The sequence below is a fragment of the Delftia sp. BGA-UO-ETr-SB1 genome (assembly GCF_059567865.1).
Genome location: NZ_JCAQOW010000004.1, coordinates 1,916,559 through 1,936,763 on the forward strand (window position 1 = coordinate 1,916,559; position 20,205 = coordinate 1,936,763).

The 20,205-nt window shown below is 66.1% G+C and carries 17 protein-coding genes; 13 read left to right on the top strand and 4 right to left on the bottom strand.

From position 1 onward, the window contains the following. Positions 1–131: 131 nt before the first annotated feature. Positions 132–2,507, top strand: coding sequence for a S8 family serine peptidase (locus AC57B5_RS09425; RefSeq protein ID WP_192366634.1), 2,376 nt, complete (start codon positions 132–134; stop codon positions 2,505–2,507). A 38-nt stretch (positions 2,508–2,545) separates the two neighbouring features. Next, on the top strand, positions 2,546–2,863 hold the full coding sequence (locus AC57B5_RS09430) for a hypothetical protein (protein ID WP_192366633.1): 318 nt from the start codon (positions 2,546–2,548) through the stop codon (positions 2,861–2,863). A 169-nt stretch (positions 2,864–3,032) separates the two neighbouring features. Here AC57B5_RS09430 and pobA read toward each other — a convergent pair whose 3' ends face one another. Beyond that, complete coding sequence (gene pobA, locus AC57B5_RS09435; protein WP_016446365.1) at positions 3,033–4,208, bottom strand: 4-hydroxybenzoate 3-monooxygenase; 1,176 nt, start codon at positions 4,206–4,208, stop codon at positions 3,033–3,035. A 179-nt stretch (positions 4,209–4,387) separates the two neighbouring features. Here pobA and AC57B5_RS09440 point away from each other — a divergent pair, with 179 nt between their 5' ends. Then, positions 4,388–5,170: an IclR family transcriptional regulator domain-containing protein gene (locus AC57B5_RS09440; protein ID WP_012206162.1), complete on the top strand. Its 783-nt coding sequence runs from the start codon at positions 4,388–4,390 to the stop codon at positions 5,168–5,170. Between the two features lie 40 nt (positions 5,171–5,210). Here the strand turns inward: AC57B5_RS09440 and AC57B5_RS09445 are convergent, their stop codons facing one another. After that, the gene (locus AC57B5_RS09445) at positions 5,211–6,110 is read right to left on the bottom strand and encodes a LysR family transcriptional regulator (protein WP_013801913.1); all 900 of its coding nucleotides are present in this window, start codon (positions 6,108–6,110) and stop codon (positions 5,211–5,213) included. A gap of 204 nt (positions 6,111–6,314) precedes the next feature. On the opposite strand from AC57B5_RS09445, the gene AC57B5_RS09450 reads away from it, so the two are divergent. Continuing rightward, entirely contained in the window at positions 6,315–7,322 is a 1,008-nt protein-coding gene (locus tag AC57B5_RS09450; protein WP_013801912.1) for a Bug family tripartite tricarboxylate transporter substrate binding protein, read from the top strand. A 75-nt stretch (positions 7,323–7,397) separates the two neighbouring features. Here AC57B5_RS09450 and AC57B5_RS09455 read toward each other — a convergent pair whose 3' ends face one another. Next, complete coding sequence (locus tag AC57B5_RS09455; RefSeq protein ID WP_496399350.1) at positions 7,398–8,540, bottom strand: DSD1 family PLP-dependent enzyme; 1,143 nt, start codon at positions 8,538–8,540, stop codon at positions 7,398–7,400. 11 nt (positions 8,541–8,551) lie between these two features. Next, the gene (locus AC57B5_RS09460; RefSeq protein ID WP_013801910.1) at positions 8,552–8,956 is read right to left on the bottom strand and encodes a GFA family protein; all 405 of its coding nucleotides are present in this window, start codon (positions 8,954–8,956) and stop codon (positions 8,552–8,554) included. A 110-nt stretch (positions 8,957–9,066) separates the two neighbouring features. Between AC57B5_RS09460 and AC57B5_RS09465 the strand changes: the two genes are divergently transcribed. The 9 genes from AC57B5_RS09465 (at position 9,067) to AC57B5_RS09505 (ending at position 20,176) form a co-directional block, all read left to right on the top strand. Further along, complete coding sequence (locus AC57B5_RS09465) at positions 9,067–9,606, top strand: DUF6886 family protein (RefSeq protein ID WP_043825556.1); 540 nt, start codon at positions 9,067–9,069, stop codon at positions 9,604–9,606. 37 nt (positions 9,607–9,643) lie between these two features. Further along, entirely contained in the window at positions 9,644–9,991 is a 348-nt protein-coding gene (locus AC57B5_RS09470; RefSeq protein WP_013801908.1) for a low molecular weight protein tyrosine phosphatase family protein, read from the top strand. Between the two features lie 165 nt (positions 9,992–10,156). Further along, complete coding sequence (locus tag AC57B5_RS09475; RefSeq protein ID WP_496399351.1) at positions 10,157–14,245, top strand: TOMM system kinase/cyclase fusion protein; 4,089 nt, start codon at positions 10,157–10,159, stop codon at positions 14,243–14,245. A gap of 17 nt (positions 14,246–14,262) precedes the next feature. After that, positions 14,263–15,048, top strand: coding sequence for a BMA_0021/BMA_0022 family TOMM bacteriocin (locus AC57B5_RS09480; protein ID WP_013801906.1), 786 nt, complete (start codon positions 14,263–14,265; stop codon positions 15,046–15,048). Beyond that, a complete protein-coding gene (locus AC57B5_RS09485; protein WP_496399352.1) occupies positions 15,023–15,889 on the top strand; it encodes a class I SAM-dependent methyltransferase in 867 nt (288 codons plus the stop codon). The genes AC57B5_RS09480 and AC57B5_RS09485 overlap by 26 nt, the downstream gene beginning before the upstream one ends. Then, on the top strand, positions 15,846–18,077 hold the full coding sequence (locus AC57B5_RS09490; protein WP_496399353.1) for a TOMM precursor leader peptide-binding protein: 2,232 nt from the start codon (positions 15,846–15,848) through the stop codon (positions 18,075–18,077). Before AC57B5_RS09485 ends, AC57B5_RS09490 begins: the two co-directional genes overlap by 44 nt. A gap of 119 nt (positions 18,078–18,196) precedes the next feature. Next, positions 18,197–19,141, top strand: a complete 945-nt coding sequence (locus AC57B5_RS09495) for an FHA domain-containing protein (RefSeq protein WP_065346240.1) — start codon at positions 18,197–18,199, stop codon at positions 19,139–19,141. A 198-nt stretch (positions 19,142–19,339) separates the two neighbouring features. Next, positions 19,340–19,675 carry a hypothetical protein gene (locus AC57B5_RS09500; RefSeq protein ID WP_223275358.1) on the top strand — a complete coding sequence of 112 codons (336 nt, stop codon included), beginning with the start codon at positions 19,340–19,342 and terminating at the stop codon, positions 19,673–19,675. Positions 19,676–19,768: 93 nt separating this feature from the next. Continuing rightward, positions 19,769–20,176, top strand: a complete 408-nt coding sequence (locus AC57B5_RS09505; RefSeq protein ID WP_496399354.1) for a GFA family protein — start codon at positions 19,769–19,771, stop codon at positions 20,174–20,176. Positions 20,177–20,205: the final 29 nt, after the last annotated feature.

Genomic DNA, 20,205 nt, shown 5'->3' on the forward strand with positions numbered 1-20,205 from the left:
GTTCGCAGCCATTGTCGAACCAGACAGCGAAGCCACAAGCCCATCGCAAGAAACATTTTGTCACCTACAATCGGGATAAGTAGCGGACCGTAAAATCTTCAGCACCTTCTCCGTCCTCAAGAAAGGGCATTGTGAACACAGCAGCCAACAGAAATCCCAAGGGAAAAACATTCGCCGTCATCAGCGCCAGGATCTTTTCCGTCTTTAGCCTGGCCTTGACACTCTCGCTGGCTGCCAGTGCCCAGGAACGCGTACTGCTTGCATCGCAGGCTGACACTCCCGTTGCTCAACGTAATGATGAATCGACGATAGCCACTCTGAGCGGGCTCCAAGAAACTGCAGCACAAGCAGGCCACGTAAAGGTTATCGTGGGCTTGCGTGTACCGTTTTCTCGAGAAGCTTGGCTGTCAGCCTCAGCGGTGGCTCAACAGCGTGACGAAATTGCTCTGATGCAATCGTCGATGCTGCAACGCCTTCCCTCGCTGGCGGCAACGCCTGACGCCGTGAGCCGTTTCGAGACCATTCCCTTCATGGGTCTGACCGTGACTCCCGGTGAATTGGCCGATCTGGCCAACTCCCCCGAAGTCATCAGCATTGAACGGGACCAGCTCGCCATCCCTAGCGTGTATAGCAGCGTCCCCCACATTGGTGGAAATACCGCTTGGGCATCCGGATATAGCGGCGCCGGCCAGACCGTGGCGGTTCTGGATTCAGGCGTTCTCAAAAGCCATCCCTTTCTTCAAGGCAAAGTCGTTTCCGAGGCCTGTTACTCTTCGACCTCTGGCAGCTCCGTACAATCGCTGTGTCCGGGAGGGGTTACGCAGTCAACGGCCATCGACTCTGCCCTGCCTTGCAGCTTGGAAGGCTGCGATCACGGAACCCATGTTGCAGGCATTGTTGCAGGTTCTGGAACCAGTGGTTTCTCTGGAGTCGCGAAGGATGCAAAGATCATTGCAATACAGGTTTTCTCCAGAATCAATGATTTTTCCGTTTGCGCCGGACTAGGAAAATCTGCTCCTTGCACCGCATCGCACAGCGCAGATCAAATCAAAGCCCTCGAACGCGTATATAGCCTTAGAGGCATTTACAAAATTGCCTCCGTCAATGTAAGTCTAGGGGGAGGATACTACACCGGGTTCTGCGATTCCCAGCAATCCAGCGTCAAGGCCATCATCGATCAATTAGCCAGTGCGGGCATTGCCACAGTGGTTGCCTCAGGGAACAACGGTTATCCAGGAGGAGTGTCTGCACCTGCCTGCATCTCAACAGCAGTCAGCGTTGGAGCCAGCTGGGCCAGATCAGGCTCCGGCAACAACTGCGAAGGAAATTACCTTGGAACATCAGCATTAGACTCTGTCGCTTGCTACTCCAATTCAGCCCATTTCCTCAGCCTGTTGGCTCCCGGCTCTCAAGTATATTCATCCCTTCTCGACAATACCTATGGATTCCGTGATGGAACTTCGATGGCAGCACCCCATGTTGCGGGCGGCTGGGCCATCCTGAAGCAGAAAAATCCCAGTGCGACTGTCACAGAAATACTGAACACATTCAAAAACACAGGAACACCTGTGGCTGACCCCCGCAACGGTATCATCAAGCCACGCATCAACCTGGCTGCCGCTCTCGGCATCACGGGTGGCAGCACCCAATACCATGTCCTGGACGTACAGACATTGGGAGGGGGAAGAATTACAAGCTCTCCAGCAGGGATAGATTGCGGCAGTTCTTGCGCAGCAAGCTTCCCCCATGGCTCATATGTCTCCCTCACAGCGACACCCAATACCGGATACGCTTTCGCAGGATGGACACAGTTTTGCACTGGCCAACCGGGTACTTGCATTGTCATGATGAATAGTACTGTTAGCGTAGCTGCCAAATTCGTGGAAACGAATGTGCAAATCACCTTGGCGAAAGCGGGCCAAGGACAGGGATCCATATCCAGCAATATACAATCCTGCAATCAGGCCGTGTGCACCTTCACGGTTCCCAGGGGCACCATATTGAATTTCACGGCATCTCCTGCATCTGGCAGCATTTTTTCCGGATGGAGTGGCGGAAACTGCTCTGGTACCGGCATCTGCGCCATTACGGCCGATAGCAGCGTCACTATTACTGCAACCTTTGACCCGGCTGCCACTGGTTCTTTGAAATATGTAACTCCAATCACAATCTCCAATCTCTCAGGCGCACAAAACTCGACTGCGTACTATTCGGCTTCAATTCCACCCGGCGCCAAGAATTTGCGAATTGAAACACGTGGTGGCTCCGGCGATTTGGATCTTTATGTCAGATATGCACAACAGCCAACTTTGGATACTTGGGACTGCCGCCCTTGGGTTAGTGGAAACAATGAACAATGCAATTTTCCATCACCTTCGCCAGGAAATTACCATATCATGATTCATGGTTTTTATAGCTATATGGGCACAAGCTTAATTGTCAGCTACCAAATTGGCAATGAAACAAAAAAACTTATAGCTCCGCTATTCATGCTGTTGCTGGATTAAATGCAGCCTGCAAAACCCAATCAATACAAAGGAATAAAATGAAAAAGACCCTCGCCGCTATTTTCTTTATAACCCAGGCCGTTGCAGCAACAGCTGGAACATCCTCCGGCAAGGTAACTACCTTGATCGTGAACGCGGATAATTACCTATTTTTCACCGCGGGAATAAAAACAGGCTCACCTGCCTGCGGCAATAATAATCAATGGGCAATCAACCTGGGAACGGCGCAAGGCAAATCCATCTACGTCATGCTTCTAGCCGCACAGATGCAGGATAAATCCGTTACTATTTTTGGCAAACAGGCTTGCAAAGAATGGGGTGATCGCGAAGACGTTTCATATGGAACCATGGAATAACAAATCCTGTGTAATTCGGGAATAACACTTGCAGCAAGTGTTATTCCGTCCTGACATAGGCTGTGCGTTCAAAATTCGAGCTATGCGAGGCAGATGCTTCCGACTACTCTCGCTAGCTTCCGAACCGTTCACCATATAGCAAAGTTCTGAGCAACCCAACGTTGCTGAATCACACCAGCGGCAGCCCCACATAGTTCTCCGCCAGCGAGGTCGAGCCTGCACGGGAGTTGACGATGTAGTCCAGTTCCGCCTCCTGCACCTTGGTGTCGAAGCCGCCCGCATCGGGGAAGCGGTGCATGAGCGAGGTCATCCACCACGAAAAACGCTCGGCCTTCCAGACGCGGCGCAGGCATTGCTCGGAGTAGCCGTCGATGCCTTCGGGCGCCTTGTCGCGGTAGTACTGCGCGAAGGCGCTGGACAGGTAGCCCACGTCCGAGGCGGCCAGGTTCAGGCCCTTGGCGCCCGTGGGCGGCACGATGTGGGCCGCGTCGCCGGCCAGGAACAGCCGGCCGAAGCGCATGGGCTCGGTCACGAAGCTGCGCAGCGGGGCAATGCTCTTTTCCAGCGAGGGGCCGGTCACCAGGCGCTCGCGGGCCTCGGGATCCAGGCGCAGGCGCAGTTCGTTCCAGAAGGCCTCGTCGCTCCAGTCCTCGACCTTTTCGGTCAGCGGCACCTGCAGGTAGTAGCGGCTGCGCGTGGCGCTGCGTTGGCTGCACAGTGCGAAGCCGCGCTCGGTCTGGGCGTAGATCAGTTCGTGCGAGACGGGCGGCGTGTCCGACAGCAGGCCCAGCCAGCCGAAGGGGTAGACCTTCTCGAAGGTGCGCACCTTGTCCTGGGGCACGCTGGCGCGGCAGATGCCGTGAAAGCCGTCGCAGCCGGCGATGAAGTCGCATTGCAGCTCATGGACCTGGCCGTCCTTTTCGTAGCGCACGACGGGGCTGTCGCCATCGAAGCCCACGGGCTGCACGTTGGCGGCCTCGTAGACCGTGGTCAGACCCTCGGCGGCGCGCACTTCCATCAGGTCGCGCGTGACCTCGGTCTGGCCGTAGACCATGACGCGCTTGCCGCCGGTCAGGCCATGCAGGTCAATGCGGTGGCGCTGGCCGCCGAACAGCAGCTCGATGCCGTCGTGCGGCAGGCCTTCTGCGCGCATGCGGGCGTCGGCACCGGCCTGCTCCAGCAGGTCCACGGTGACCTGTTCGAGCACGCCGGCACGGATGCGGCCCAGCACGTAGTCGGCGCTGCGCTGCTCGATGATGACGTTGTCTATGCCCGCGCGGTACAGCAGCTGGCCGAGAAGCAGGCCGGCAGGGCCTGCACCGATGATGGCGACTTGGGTACGCATTGATTTGTCTCCGTTGCGTTGTTCGATGTCATGGCCGGTTCATGCCATGGCCTGCGCCCAAGATTAGTTTTGAGGCAGCGCAAAGACGAGGGGCTGCAGCACGCGTTGCGCGGTGATCGCGCAATCTGCGCGACAATCGCGCACTACCTGCATGCCCGCCCTCCCCGCCCTCCCCGCCCATGAACCAGCCCTTTCCCATCGACCCGGATGACTTCATCGCCGGCCTGGCTAAGGGCCTGGCCGTGCTGGAGAGCTTCGACACCGAGCGCCAGCGCCTGAACGCCACCATGGCGGCCGAGCGCTCTGGCATCACGCGCACGGCCGCGCGCCGCCATCTGCTGACATTGACGCACCTGGGTTATCTGGAGACGGACGGCAGCCATTTCTGGCTGGCGCCTAAGGTGCTGCGGCTGTCGGGCAGCTACCTGGCCTCGGCGCGGCTGCCGCGCATCGTCCAGCCCGTGCTCTACCGGCTGGCGGCGCAGACCCAGTTGTCGTTTTCCTGCGTGGTGCGCGATGGCCACGAGGTGGTCATCGTCGCGCGCAGCGCCCTGCACGAGCGCGGCCAGCGCCTCATGGCCCACGGCCTGCACCTGGGCAGCCGCCTGCCCGCCCATGCCACCTCCACGGGCCGCGTGCTGCTGGCCGCCCTGCCTGCGGCCGAGCTCAGGCAATGGCTGGCATCGCACGATCTGCGGCGCCTGACCGCCCACACGGTGACGGACAGCGCCGCGCTGGAAGGCGTGCTGGACGAAGTGCGCCGCCAGGATTTCTGCCTGGCCCTGGAAGAGCATGAGCTGGCCGTGCAGGCCCTGGCCGTGCCGCTGCGCAACATGGAGGGCCGCACGGTGGCCGCGCTCAACATCGTGACCTCGCCCCAGCGCATGGCGCCCGCCGACATGGCGGCCGAGCTGCTGCCGCTGCTGCAGGAGGCGGCGCGGGAGCTGCGGCCGCTGCTCTGAGGCCTGCTGACCTGCGGCCTGCCGCCGTCGCTGCAACCGCTCAGAGCGGCGCGCACACCTGCTGGCTCAGTTCGCGCAGGGCCAGCGAGGTCTTGCGGATCAGCGGCGTGGCCTTTTTCTTGGCCGACTGCGCCAGGCACAGCGTGCTCACCACATGGGGCGACTCGATGGGAATGCCCACCAGCTCGGCATCGGTCAGGTGGCTGCGCATGGCGCTGTCGGTCAGCGCGGCGTAGCCGTAGCCGCCGCGCACCAGGTCCAGGATGGCCGGCACGCTGGACACTTCCCAGACCACGTTGAGCTTGACCTGGGACAGCGTGGCCTGCGCTTCCATCAGCTTGCGGAAGATCTGGCCGTGCTGCGGCATGATCAACGGAAACTGCGACAGCTCGTCAAAGCGCACGCCGCTGCGCCCGCCCAGGGTGCGCGCCGGGCCGATCAGGCACAGGCGCTCTTCCAGCACGGGCGTGACCTCGATGTGCGGATGCGGCTCGGGCGTATAGACCAGGCCCAGGTCCATGCGGCCCGAAGTCAGCCATTCGGCAATGTTCATGGAAAAGCCCTCGACCACGGCCAGGCGGGCCTTGGGCATGTCCTTGCTGAACAGGTCGATCAGCGGCAGCGTCAGGCGCCGCGCCAGGCTGGGCGGCAGGCCCACCACGATGCGGCCCACGGGCTCGTCGCGCTGGCTGCCCAGATCCTCCTTGGCCAGCGCCACGCGTTGCATGATGGCGTGGCCGTGCTCCAGCAGGCGGCGGCCCGCGTCGGTCAGCGTCACGCCGCGGCCGGTGCGGATCAGCAGGGTTTCGCGCAGCTCGGTCTCCAGCGCCCGCACCTGGCGGCTCAGTGCGGGCTGGGCCGTCTCCAGCAGCACGGCCGCCTTGCTGAAGCTGCCGGTCTCGGCCACATGCACAAAGGTCTCTATCTGCTGCAAATTCATGTTCTATCGTCTCCTCACTTATGCCATTTTGCTATAGCTGCTAGCGGCAGCCATGGCTAGGTGCTTTGCAGCGAACTGACACAATGCGGCGACTGGATGATCCAGCCGCTCCCGCAAGAGAGCGTAGAAAACAAGAGCGGCCCGTGCATTCCCGGCATAGGGCCAAGCCACCCAGCAAGCCCAACAGCGACTCGGAGACAAACCATGAAAGACAGCGCCTTCAGCATCAATCGCCGCCAGGCGGGCCTCGCCCTTGGCGCCCTGGCCCTGGGCGCGCTGGCGCCCGCGCGTGCCCAGTCGGGTGCCGCCGCCAACTGGCCCACCAAGCAGGTGCGCATCATCAATCCGTTCCCCGTGGGCGGCGGGCCGGACGGCACTTCGCGCCTGGTGGCCGACAAGCTGGCGCGCCTGTGGAACCAGCCCGTCATCGTGGAAAACCGCCCCGGCGGCAACGGCTTCATCGCCATCGAGGCCTTCAAGCGCGGCGCCACCGACGGCACGGACATCATCCAGCTGGACAACGTCCACCTGGCCGCCTATCCCCACCTGTTCAAGAAGCTGCCCTACAACATCGACAAGGACTTCGAGGTCGTCCTGCCGCTGTTTCGCACCTTCTTCTTCGTCTGCGTGCCGGTCAACAGCCCCTACAAGACCGTGGCCGACCTGATTGCCGACGCCAAGGCGCGCCCCGGCAAGCTCAACTACGGCTCGTGGTCCGTGGGCAACCCGGTGCACCTGGGCTCGGCCCTGCTGGAGTCGCTGACAGGCACCAAGATGGAACACGTCATCTACAAGGAAACCAGCCAGCTGTACACCAGCGTGGCCACGGGCGAGCTGGCCTTTGCGCTGGGCTCCTCGGGCACGGCCGGCCCGCTGATGCGTTCGGGCAAGCTGCGCTTCCTGGCCGTGCTGGCACCCCATCGCCTCAAGGGCTATGAAGACGTGCCCACCGTGGCCGAATCGGGCGGCCCGGCCGACGCCGTGGTCACCGGCTGGAATGCCTTTGCCGTCTCCAAGTCCACGCCACCGGCCGTGGTCGAGAAGATCCGCCAGGACACCATGAAAGTCCTGCGCGAGCCCGACATCCAGCCCAAGTTCCAGACCTTCGGCTACGAGAACTACTTCCCCACGCCCGAGGAGTTCAAGGCCTTCATCGTCGAAGAGAACAAGCGCTTTGGCGACGTGATCCGCCGCGCCAAGATCGAGCTGTAAGCCACAGGCCACAGCAGGCCGCAGACGCAAAAAAGCCGCCGCGCCGCAAGGCCGGCGGCTTCTTTCATGCCGTCTTCAGCGCGACAGCCCGCGCGCCGCAATCGGCCACAGCGCGTGCACCACGCCGTCGTGCAGCACCACCAGCTCGTCGTGCAGGTTGAATGTCGGGTCCACGTGCGAGGGCAGCAGCTGCAGCACGCTGCCCAGCGCCGGCGCCTGGGCGCCCGGCTCCACGCGCACCACGCTGTGCTCGTCGTTGATGGCCACGCAGCGCAGGCCCGGCGTGCCGTACATGGCAGGCGGCCCGCATTCGGCCGAGGTGGACTTCAGGCCCACGTCCAGGATGACGCGGTCCGGCGCGGGCGTGCTCATCACCGTGGACAGCAGGAACAGGCTGCTGCGAAAGGCCAGTGCCCCGTCCCACTCGTTGGCGCCGTAGTCACCATCCATGAAGGCATAGGAGCCCGGCTGCAGTTCGGTGTAGACGCCGCTGGCCGCGTCGAACTCCACGCTGCCCGTGCCGCCGCCCGTGATGGTGTGGCAGGCCATGCCGTTGTCGCGCAGCAGTTGCGCGCATTCCGCCGCCTGGCGCGCCGCCTCCCGGCTAACCTGCGCACGCTCTTCGCGGCTGCGCCGGTGCTGCACCGCGCCGTGGTAGGCCTGCAGGCCCGCGAAATTCACGCCCGGCAGGTCATGCGCCTGCCGCGCCAGGGCCAGCACGGCCTCGGGGCCCGTGACGCCGCAGCGGCCCTGGCCCACGTCCACCTCTACCAGCACGTCGATCTCCACGCCCGCCTGCGACATGGCCTCGGACAACTGCACCAGGTTGGCCGCGTTGTCCACGCACACGGCCATGCGCGCCGTGCGCGCCAGCCGGGCCAGCAGCGCGTGCTTGGCGGGTCCCACCACCTCGTTGCTGATCAGGATGTCGCGCACGCCGGCCGCCACAAAGGGCACGGCCTCGCTCACCTTCTGGCAGCAGATGCCGCGCGCGCCCAGCGCCAGCTGGCGCAGCGCGATCTGCGGGCACTTGTGCGCCTTGGCATGCGGGCGCAGCGCCACGCCGTGGCGGTCGGCCCAGTCCTGCATGGTGCGCAGGTTGGCGTCGAAGACGGTCAGGTCCAGCGCCAGGCTGGGTGTATCGACCCGGTCGAGCGGATCGCCGGGCCGTGCGGCAGGCTCCATTGCCAGGCCGCTGGAGTCATCGTGCAGGGGCATGGGGCTGTGCCTCATTCCTGCGGGGGCGCGTACTGGGCGATGACCTCGGCCTCGGTCATGGTCGGCGTCTGGTTGGCGAAGTCGTAGTAGCCGGGCTTCTTGTCGATGTAGATCTGCGTGGCCAGCTCGAAGTCCTGCGACTCGAAGGCGCCGGCCGGCACAAAGTACTCGCCCGTGGCGTGCAGCCGGTAGTACAGGTGCGTGCCGCATTGCCTGCAGAAGGCGCGCTCGGCCCATTCGGAGGAGGCATAGGTGCCGATGTGCTCGCCGCCCTCGAACTTCACATCAGGCCCGCAATGCACCGCGAGCATGGGGCCACCGCCCCAGCGCCGGCAGTATCCACAGTGGCAGGCCCCGATTTCCCGGGCCTGGGGAGAGACAAAGCTGACTGCGCCGCAAAGACAATGACCGTTCATGGTGCGTGGACCTTTCCGTGGGTTGCAAGTAGCTGTGATTATTCACAGGTGCCGCGCATCATAGGCGATGGCGCAGCACCTGCAAACCGCGGCGCCCTACACTGCGCGCCATGCAGCTTTTTCACTTCAGCGAAGACGGAGATATCCGGCAATTCCAGCCCCGCCCGGTCCTGAAGGCGGCACCCCGCCGCCAGGGGCAGGAGTGGCTCAACGGCCCCCTGGTGTGGGCCATCGCCCAGACGCATCAGCGGCTGTACCTGTTTCCGCGCGAATGCCCGCGCATCGTCATATGGCCGCACGAGCACAGCACCAGCGAAGACAGGGCCCAATGGCTGAACGCCCTGCCCGATGGAGCGCTGGCCGTGGCCTATGTGGAGACTGCCTGGGCCGCGCGCCTGCAAGCGGCCCGGATACACCGGTACGAGCTGCCGGCCGATACGTTTGAAAGCCTGGAGGACGCCGGCATGTACGTGAGCCGGCAGGCCGTGCAGCCCCTGCGCCGGGACCTGCTGGTCGATCTGCCGCAAGCGCTAGCGGAATGCGGCACCGAGCTGCGCATCGTCGATTCGCTGCAGCCGCTGCGCGGCGTCTGGGACAGCTCGCTGCATGCCAGCGGCATACGGCTGCGCAATGCGGCCAGCTGGGCCTGAGCGCACTTGCATTCAAAGACCAACGCCTCTTTCCAACATGCCCCGCAATGACAACCGCCTCAAGGTCCTCTTCGTCTGCAGCCGCAACCAGTGGCGCAGTCCCACGGCAGAGCAGGTCTGGCGCAGGCACCCTGCCTTGCAGGTGCGCTCGGGCGGCACCAGTGCGGGCGCCCGCCACCGCGTGTCGGCCGACGATGTGGCCTGGGCCGACGTGATTCTCGTGATGGAGGAAAGGCACCAGTCCCGCCTCAAGGTCGATTTCGGCCGGCTGCTGGCGCAAAAGCGCGTGCATGTGCTCGATATCCCTGACGAGTACCGCTACATGGACCCGGAACTGGTGGACATGCTGCAGACCGCCGTCAGCGCACTGCTGCAACTGGACTGAGCGCCGGACGCCACGGCGACGGCAACCATAGGCAAGCACGTAGGCAAAAACAGTCAATTGCATTCGGACGTACGCTATAGTAACGAACGGTATCAAAAGCACGGTCTGCCGTATGACAAATGGACGACTGGATACCCTCCAGGAGGACCCCCAACCGAGGCTGAAATGCACGATGCCATCACCAACCCCACGCAAGCTGCGGTGACCCCGGTGGCGCCAGCCCCCCTGGAAATACCCGATTACGAACTGCTGGAAACCTTGGGATCGGGTGGCTACGGCACCGTCTACCGCGCGCGCCACCGGCGCACGGGTGCATCGGTGGCCATCAAGGTCGTCAGGCTGCAGGAAGGCGGCCGCCAGGTGGAGCGCTTCCACCGCGAGACCATGCTGTGCGCGTCCCTGCACCATCCGCACATCGTCCAGTTGCTGGACAAGGGCGAGCAAGGCGACTGCGTCTACGGCGTCTTCGAATATGTGCCCGGCGAGACCCTCAAAAGCCTGATCCGCCGCCAGGGCGTGCTGACGGCGGCCGAGGCCGGCCGCCTCATGGCCGAGGTGCTCGATGCGCTGGACTGCGCGCATGCCGCCGGTATCGTGCACCGCGACCTCAAGCCCGACAACGTGATGGTCACCTCCACGGGCGCCGTGCGGCACGCCATGGTGCTGGACTTCGGCATCGGCACCGTCATTCCCCAGTTTGCCGGCCCGCAGGTCTCGCAGCTCACCATGGGCGACGAGTGCCTGGGCACGCCGGCCTACAGCGCGCCCGAGCAGCTGCGCGGCGAGCCGCCCAGCGCCCGCACCGACCTGTATGCCTGGGGGCTGATGTTCCTCGAATGCCTGACGGGCACGCCCGCCGTGCAGGGCGCCTCGGTGGCCGAGATCGTGCACCGCCAGCTCAGCCCGCAGGAAGTGCAGCTGCCGCCGGCCATCTCCACCCACCCCATCGCCACCTTGCTGCGCAAGGCGCTCAAGAAGCGGCCTGCGGAGCGCAGCGACTCGGCGGCGGCCCTGCTCAGGGACCTCATGCGCGTGCGGCTGGACGATCTGGTGGGCCAGTTGCCCGCCGCCGCCCAGGTGCAGCAGGCGGACCTGACACGCACCGTGGCCACCACACGCGTGTTCTCCGAAGTGCGCCAGCTCACCGTGCTGTGCTGCAGCGTCTCCCTGTGGCCGGGCAGCGACATCCACGGCATGGACAGCGCGGCACGCACCGCAGGCCAGCCCTCGCAGGGGCTGAACATCGAAGACATCGAACTGCTGCAGCGCGAAGAGCTCACGCTGTTCTCCGACGTTGCCACCCGGCGCGGAGGCATGCTGGCGGGCACGCTGGGCGACCGCATGCTGGTGCTCTTCGGCTACCCGCACACCAGCGACACCGATGCCCGCCAGGCCGGCATGACGGCGCAGGAGCTGCTGACGCTCAGCCGCAGCCGCGCGGCCGCCATCGAGCAGGTCCACGGACTGCACCTCGGAATCCGCATGGGCCTGCACACCGGCATGGCCGTGGTGGTCGGCGGCGAAGCACCCTCGGGCCATGCCGTCAACGTGGCCATGCGGCTGGAGGCCATCGCCGATGCGGGCACCCTGCTGGCCAGCGAAAGCAGCCATCGCCTGCTGGCCCGCCATGCGCGCTTCGAGAAAGCCGGCAGCCTGCGCCTGCCCGGCCAGCCCACGGGCATGCAGACCTATCGCCTGGAGCTGGAGCAGCCGGCCGAGCCACTGCCAGGGCCTGTGTCCGATGCGGCCTTGCAGTGCATAGGCCGCGAACCCGAACTGCAGCGCCTGAACGACGCATGGGCGCGGGCCCGCGAAGCCGGGGGCAATGCGCTGTGGATTCGCGGCGAGCCGGGCATCGGCAAATCCTGCCTGGCCGACATGCTGCTCGTCCACGCCAGGACACAGGGCGCGAACACCGTGGTGCTGCAATGCCAGCCCGAGCACCGCAACACCGCGCTGACCCCTTTCCTGGGCCTGATACGGCAGCGGCTGGAGGCGGCCGATCCCCCGCAGGACCACCGCGAGCAGATGCGCGAAGCCCTGCGCGCCGCAGGCTGCGATGCCGAGGCCGCCCTGCCCATTCTGTGCGCCTGGCTCTCGCTGCCCCTGGGCGACTGCGAGCCCAGCCGCATCTCGGCCGTCATGCAAAGGGCGCTGCTGCTGCAGTCCACCGCGCAATGGCTGCTGCACATGTCCGAAGCCCAGCCCTTGCTGCTGGTCGTCGAAGACGTGCACTGGGCCGACCCCACCAGCATCGAACTGCTGGAGCAACTGGGAGCGCGCCTGCCCGGGCGGCGCGTGCTGCTGGTGCTCACGGCGCGGCCGCAGTGGCAGCCGCCCGAAGGCCTGCAAGCCGAGTGCGTGGACGTGCGGCGCCTGGAAGACGCACAGGCCACCGAGCTGGCCCGCCAGACGCTGGCGCCGCGCAGGCTCAGCCCCGCCGTGATCCGCCACGTGGTGGAGCGCACCGACGGCGTGCCGCTGTTCATCCAGGAAATGGCGCGCATGCTGCTGGACGCCCACCTGGTGGAGCAGGACGGCGTCTGGGATTTTCGCCATGCCGGGCTGCCGGCCGCCATTCCGCTGACCCTGCGCGACTCGCTGGTCAGCCGCTTTGACCGCATCGGCCCGCTCAAGCCGCTGCTGCAACTGGCCGCCACCATGGGCCGGCACTTCGACTTCGGCCTGCTGTGCGCCTGCGTGGAACGCCCGCAAGGCGAGGTCGAGCAGGAACTGGCGCAGCTGGGCCAGGCCGGCCTGGTCATTGCCGATGAACGTGCGGGCGCCGGCGCCTTCATGTTCCGCCACGCGCTGATCCGCGACACGGCCTACGAATGCATGCTGGCATCGCAGCGCCGGCTGCTGCACCGCGACGTGGCCCTGGCCCTGATGCAGCACCAGCCCCAGCGCGTTGCAGCAGAACCCGCAGGCGTGGCCCAGCACTGGGCAGACGCGGGCGACCATGCCCAGGCCGTGGCGCTTGCGGTGCGGCAGTTGCGCATCACGCAGCTGCGCTCGCTCAACGATGAAACCATTGCCTACGCGCGCCACATCGACGACTGGCTGCACCAGCTCCAGGGCGTGGCCCAGCGCGAGGCGCGGCTGGACGTCAACAGCTACGTGACCCAGGCGCTGATGAACAAGCACGGCTGGGCCCATGCCCAGGTGGTGGAAAGCATCGCGCTGTCGCAGGAGCTGCTGGCCGGCCCCGGCGCCAACGCGGTGGCCGACTACAAGCAGGTGCAGCACCTGTGGATGCTGATCACCTACCACCACGTGGCCAGCAACCGCGAGGAAGTGCGCCAGCTCAGCCACCGCCTGCTGGAGCAGGCCGTGCGCCAGCAGGACACGGGCGTGCTGGTGGCCGCGCAGACCTACCTGGGCCTGGCCCACTACTCCGACGGCCGATTCGAGCAGGCCGAAGAAGCGCTGACCGACGCCATCACCCGCTACGACCCCGTGGCACATGCCCACCATGCGGCCGAGTTCGGCTTCGACACGCGCGTCTGGGCCACCTGCGGGCGCGCCCTGGTGCGCTGGTTCGCCGGCTTCGACCAGGCCGCGCTGGCCGATGCGAACGACGCCGTGCGCCTGGCGCACGAGGTTTCGCACATCCCCTCCCTGAGCATGGCCCTGCTCTACCAGGCCCTGGTCCACCAGGCGCGTGGCGACAAGGAAAGCGCCTTGGCCACCACGGGCGAGCTGCTGGACATCACGGCCCGCTACGGCCTGCCCGCGTTCTCGGGCTATGCGGACATCATCCGCTGCTGGGCGCTGGGTGACGGCGCAGGCAGCGCCAGCGCCGAGGGCATTGAGCGCGCCAGCGGCACGGCGCAGCTGCTCTGGGACATGGGCTGCCGCTACTGCCAGACCTACTACCGCTCTTTCGTCGCTGAAATGCTGGCGGCCAGCGGGCGCTGGGCCGAGGCCCTGGACAAGATCGACGAATGCCTGCGCCTGGCCGACGTACTGGACGAGCGGCTGCACAGCAGCGAGCTGCACCTGAAGAAGGCCCGCTTCCTGCTGGCCATGGGCGCCGACCACGCAGCCGTGCAGGACAGCCTGGCCCAGGCGGCAGGGACTGCGCGCACCGCCGGCAAGTACCGCACCGAAACCGAGGCGCTGGCCCTGTCGCAGGCCCTGGCACCCGCCAGGCCGGACGTGGCCGCGCGCCTGAGTGAGCTGGCCGCGCTGCGGCCTGAACTGTCCGTGCACCTGTCCGGGCCCCTGCCCGGCCAGGCGCATTTTTCTTGAACCGAGGATGAAGTCACATGACCACCCAGCTGCAGAATACTGAACCGTTGCTCGCATTCCGCCTTGCCTACCTGCGGGCCATCGCCCGCTCCTGGCAGGATGACGCCTACCGCCGTGATCTGCTGGGGCAGCGCGACATCCAGCCCATGCTGCACCGCGACTTCAGCCTGCCGACCCAGTGGCCCCAGGTCGATGTGTCGCTGCGCCTGAGCGACGACCCCACCCAGCGCGCCGAATGGAAGCCCGTGCTCACGGCCGGCTGGATCGGTCCTGACGATGAATTCGTCATCGTCCTGCCCCAGGCGCCCCAGACCCACGCCTCCGAAGCGCTTGCCGCCTACTACCAGCTGTTCCCCAACTTCATGGGCGTCAGCACCTCGTTCGAGGAACCGAGCAACGGCACGCTCAGGGCCGCCCTGCCCACGGGCCTGGGCATCCCCGGCGGCGGCCCGGACTCGCTGCTGGCCTTTGGCGGCGTGGTGCTGCGCGCCATCGCCCTGGCCTGGCAGTCGCCCGAGTTCCACGCAGAGCTGACGCGTGACGACGGCAAGGACAAGGCCCCCGTGCTGAGCCAATGGCTGGGCTACAACAACCCGTTCAACTTCCAGGTGCGTTTCGAGACCGAGCAGGCCTTCACCTGGGATGCGGCACGCGGCGAATGGAACCTGCAGCGCGCAGACGGCACGGCCATCAAGAACGGCATCGTGCTGAACTACCCGGTGGCACCCGCCGAGCAGGACCTGTGGGCCATCGCCCTCACCTCCTACAACAACACCGGTGACGCCTACCCCTTCACCTGCTGATACGGCACCGGCGCAGCTGCAAGGGGCCACGGCCACCTTGCTGCTGACGCTGGCGGCACGTGCCCGGGCGGCAGGTCCGGCAGCTTCCTCGGAACTGCCGGACCTGCCGCCTTTTTCCGACCCCGAGGCGCGCCGCATTGCCGCCGCCCTGCCCCAGGCCAGCGAGGCCCATGCGGCCGACCCCGCCTTTGTACGCAGCGTGGTGTTGCGCTCGCAGCTGTTCGACCGGCTCACCACCGAATTTCTGACCGCCCATCCATCCGGCCTGTGCATTGCGCTGGGTGCAGGCCTGTGCACGCGGCGCAACCGCCTGGCCCCCGAGGCCGGCACCGCACGCTGGCTGAACGTGGACCTGCCCGACGCCATCGCCCTGCGCGCGCAATACATTGCAGGCCCTGAAGCCAACCTCGCCTGCTCCATCCTCGACACCTCCTGGCTGGACACCGCCGCCCTGCCCGGCAACCAGCCCGTTCTGGTGCTGCTGGAAGGCGTCTGTCCCTATCTTCCCCAGGCTGCGCTGGAGGCCATGCTGCAGCAGCTGGCCCAGCGCTTTGCCGCGCCCGGCAGCCCGCCGTGCACCGTCGTGCTCGACCATGTGCACCCGGCCTTTGCGCGGCTGCCCATGCAGGTGGGCGGAATGCGTCTGCCCGTCGTCTCGGGCTTTGCGGACGGCGCGCAGATAGAGCGCATCCACCCCGCCATCCGCATCAGCCTGCAAGAGCACCTGTATGCCCGCTTCTCGCAGCAGCACCAGCTGTTCGAGACCGCCTTCCACGCCACCACCGGCCAGCACCCCTATGCCGTCGTCCGCCTTGAACTCGGAGCACCGTCTCTTGCCTGAGCCCACGGCCCCGGACCTGTTCGCCCACGCCTTTCGCTGGCACGAGAAATTCCTGCCGCCCGTGCAGCAGGGCGACCGCCTTTTGCTGGCCAGCGAACGCGACACCCTGGCCCTGGGCTCCGCCGCCGTGCTGGCGCTGAACGCCCCGCTGCAGGCCGGCACCAGCCTCATGCAGCACTGCGCCGCAGCGCCCGATGCGCCGCTTGCACAGATGCTGCACGCCCTGGGCGCCCTGCTGCGCCAGGGCCTGGTCCAGCCGGTGCAGCACAGCGACGTGAACGGCCACGGTTATCTGCAACCGGATTTCTCGGCCCCGCCCGTGCGCCTGCAGGCATCGGAGCAGATCGACATCGTCATGCTGACTGCAGCGCTGGACAGCACAGCCGCCTGCCACTGGGCTGTTGCCGTTGCCGGGGCCGTGGCCACGCAGGCACCCGCCCCCACCCCCACCCCGCTCACCATCGTTTTCTGCGACGACTATCTGGACCCGCGCCTGGGCGCCATTGACGCCAACCAGCGTGCCGCAGGCCGGCCCTGGCTGCTGGTGCGGCCAACAGGCGAGCAGGCCATGGCGGGACCGCTTTTCAAACCCCAGGCAGCGGCCTGCTGGCATTGCCTCGCACACCGCTGGCAACGCAACCATCCCGCACGCGGCGGCAAGCACGGCCAGCCTCAGGACAGCGACCGCTGCCCGCCCGTGCGCGCCGGCGCCGACCTCATCGCCACGCGGCTGCAGGCCCTGCTGCCCACGGTGCAGCGCCTGCTGGCGCACACCGATGCGGCGCAAACCGTGTGGACGCTGGAGCCTGAGCAGCCCCACCCGGTGGCCGCCCGCCCGCAATGCCCGCACTGCGGCACGCCGGGGCTGATGGCCCTGCGCCAGCGCGAACGCATTGCGCCAGTTCCCGGCACGCATGCCGCGCGCGCCGATGGCGGCTGGCGCAGCGTGCCGGCCGAGACCACGGTGCAGCGCCTGTCGCAGCACGTCAGCCCGCTGACCGGCGTGATTGCCCGGGTCACGCCGCTGACGGCCGAGACCGACGAAGCGCTCACCGTCTACCGCAGCGAAATCTTCAGAACACCGGCCCCCGGCAGCACCAGCCTGGCCGGCTCCGGAACACAGCTGTGCCTGGGCAAGGGCCTGTCGGCCGTGCAGGCCCGCGCCAGCGCCATGTGCGAAGCGGTGGAACGCTACGCCGCCTTCCACCAGGGCGACGAAGCCGTGGTCATCGCCCCCGCCGCGCAGCTGGACGCGCCCTGCATCGCGCCCACGGAACTGGCCCGCTTCAGCGAGCGGCAAACCGCCGGCTTTGCCACCGACAAGCCACCGCATGCCGTGGCCCCCAGCGCCGGCCAGGGCGAGCCCCTGTGGTGGGCTCCCGCCTGGTCCGTGACCGCCGATGCGCGCCGCTACCTGCCGCTGGCCTTCTGCCTGGCCCATGCGCCCGCGCAAAGCCAGCACCACGTGGGCTGGACCTCCAACGGCTGCGCCGCAGGCAACACACGGGAAGAGGCCATCCTCCAAGGCTTCATGGAACTGGTGGAACGCGACGCCGCCGCCATCTGGTGGTACGGCCAGATCCGCAGGCCCGCCATTGCGCTGCAAGGCGTCGACCAGGCCATACGCCAGCGCCTGGACCGCAGCTGCGGCCCGCAATGGTCGTACTGGCTGCTGGACATCACGCATGACTTCGGCATACCGGTGGTCGTCTCCGTGGGCCGCCACGCTGACACCGGCCAATGGGCCGTGGGCTTTGGCTGCAGCCTGGACCGCGCCCTGGCCTGCGAACGCGCCCTCACCGAAATCAGCCAGCTGATCGCGGCCGGCAAAAGCTTTGCCGTGCCCGAGCCACTGCAGGCCTTCCTGCACCCTGCGGACAGCGCCGATGCGCCGCCGCAACAGCCTGCGCCACTGTCTGGGCACACGCCGGACACCGCGCCGCCGGACATTGCCCAGGCCATTGCGCGCTGCGTGGACATCGCACGCGGCCTGGGCCTGGAAACCATCGTCTACGACCACTCGCGCCCCGACATCCCTGTGCACACCGTCAAAGTCGTGATTCCCGGCCTGTGCCATATCTGGCCGGAACTGGGCAATCCACGGCTGCGCAACGTACCCGTGGCCCTGGGCTGGCACAGCCGGCCGCTGCAGGAATCCGAACTGAATCCGCAGGCTCTGTACGTTTGACAAACTGAAACGCGCAGCGGGCATGTACTCTCTCAGCTTGGCAACAGGCTGCCGGCTCCGGGCCAATGCGCCCTCAGCCCACCCCCTGTTCACACAAGCCCCAAGGAGAATTCGAGGCGATGGCCCTCTTTCGTAACCAACTCGACGGCCGCATCGTCGTGCTGCGGCCCCTGCATACCTTCGGCCGCCATCCCTCGGTCTGCCAGACCGTCATGAAGGCGCCTGACGTCTCCCAGGTCCACGCACTGTTCCGCTGGAACCGGCAGACCTGGGAAATCGTGGACCAGAGCCGCAACGGCACCATGCTCAACGGCGTGCGCCTGGTCGCCGGCCGCTGGACCGTTTTGGCGGTGGGCGCCAAGCTCAGCATGGGCGAAGGCGCAGAAGCGGCCTGGACCGTGGAAGACCTGGGACCGCCCATCACCTGCCTGAGCCCCGGCCCGGGACTGCCCCAGGACGGCCCCCTGGCCCTGAACCCGCGCGGCACCCTGCTGCCCGACGCGCAGGAGCCCGAAGCCAACGTCTTCTTCGAGGACGGCCGCTGGCTGCAGGAGTCCGGCGACGGCACCGAGCCCCTGGTCGATGGCGCCATGATCCACACCTCCGCAGGCAGCTGGGAATTCGTGCAATGCGACGACCTGGAATCCACGCGGGAAAGCAGCTTCGACCCGCGTGCGCCCAAGCCGCCGGAGGTGTCCTTTCGCTTCACCGTCAGCCAGAACGAAGAGCACGCCAGCCTGACCGTCATGAGCGACGGCAAGCCCATTGCGCTGGGCGAACGCATACACCACTACACCCTGGTCACCCTGGCCCGCGTGCGCCAGCAGGACGCAGAAAAAGGCCTGGCCCCCGCAAGCCAGGGCTGGATAGAACTGGATGCACTCTCACGCATGCTGGGCGTGGAGCCCTCGTACGTGAACATCCAGATCTTCCGCGCCAAGCACCAGATCCTCAGCGCCCTGCCCGAATGCGCTGCCTCGCCCGCCCTGGTAGAGCGGCGGCGCGGCAGCCTGCGCTTCGGGGACTTTGCGTTCGAGATCGAAGGCGGGGCGCGCAGCGCCTGAACGGCGAACTGCAACGGAGAACGGCAGGCACACGGCGCATCGCTCGCCGCATGTAATCAGCTGTAATTTTCTTGTTGTGCACACGTGAATAAAGTGGAACCGGTTCTTGCCGCCTGCGGTGCGAACCCTCTCACCCTCCTCCCGGACCGGGTTGCCCGAGTCCACTGGCGCACCTGGAAGACGCAAATGAGCATGGACATGCGACGTGTACTGTTGATCCCCGCCAGCGCGCGGCCTGTTGACCCTGGCCTGGCCAGCCTTTCCATGGACGCACAGGTCTGGGAAAACGGCTATCCGCTGGTCGTAGGCAAGGCCCGCCACGGCCTGCTGCAGGACTTCTGGCGGCACTACTACGGCGAATCCGCCGCCATGTTCGTCGCCTCCGACCAGCTGCTGGAACTGCACAACGACATCATGGCCGCCATCCCCGCCTGCGTGGGCGAGATGCCCGTGCTGCGCTTTCTCAACGACCTCGGAAGAATGTGCCTGCAGGCGCATGGGGACGGCAGCGGGCTGCAGGTCATCGGCGACTGACGAAACGGATGACTCCTGGGGTTGCCGCGCGTCCCTGTCGCGGCATTGGGGCGCATGCACAATTGCATGCGCCTTTTTTGCGCCCGACCGACCATGAGCAACGCCCCGGATAGCCCCCCTTTTGCCCTGACCGGCAGCTGCCTGTGCGGCGCCATCGCCTATGAACTGCGGTCCAGCCCCAAGGCCGTCTCGCACTGCCACTGCCGCATCTGCCAGAAGGCCCACGGCGCCGCATTCGCCACCTACGGCAGCGTGCCGGCAAAGGACCTTGTCTTCACCCAGGGCCAGGAGCAATTGCGCTCCTTTGCCTCATCGCCCGGCATCACGCGCTGCTTTTGCCAGCAATGCGGCTCATCGCTGACGTGGCACAGCGCGCATTACGCAGAGGGCGTCTGGATCTCTGTTGCTTTGGCCACGCTGGATTCGGAGTTGGTGGTGGGTGGGCAGCGGCATGTGAATCGGGGGGTGGGGATGGGGTGGGTGGATTTTGGGATGGGGTGATCGGGGGCTGGTTCGGCCAGGAGCGGCTG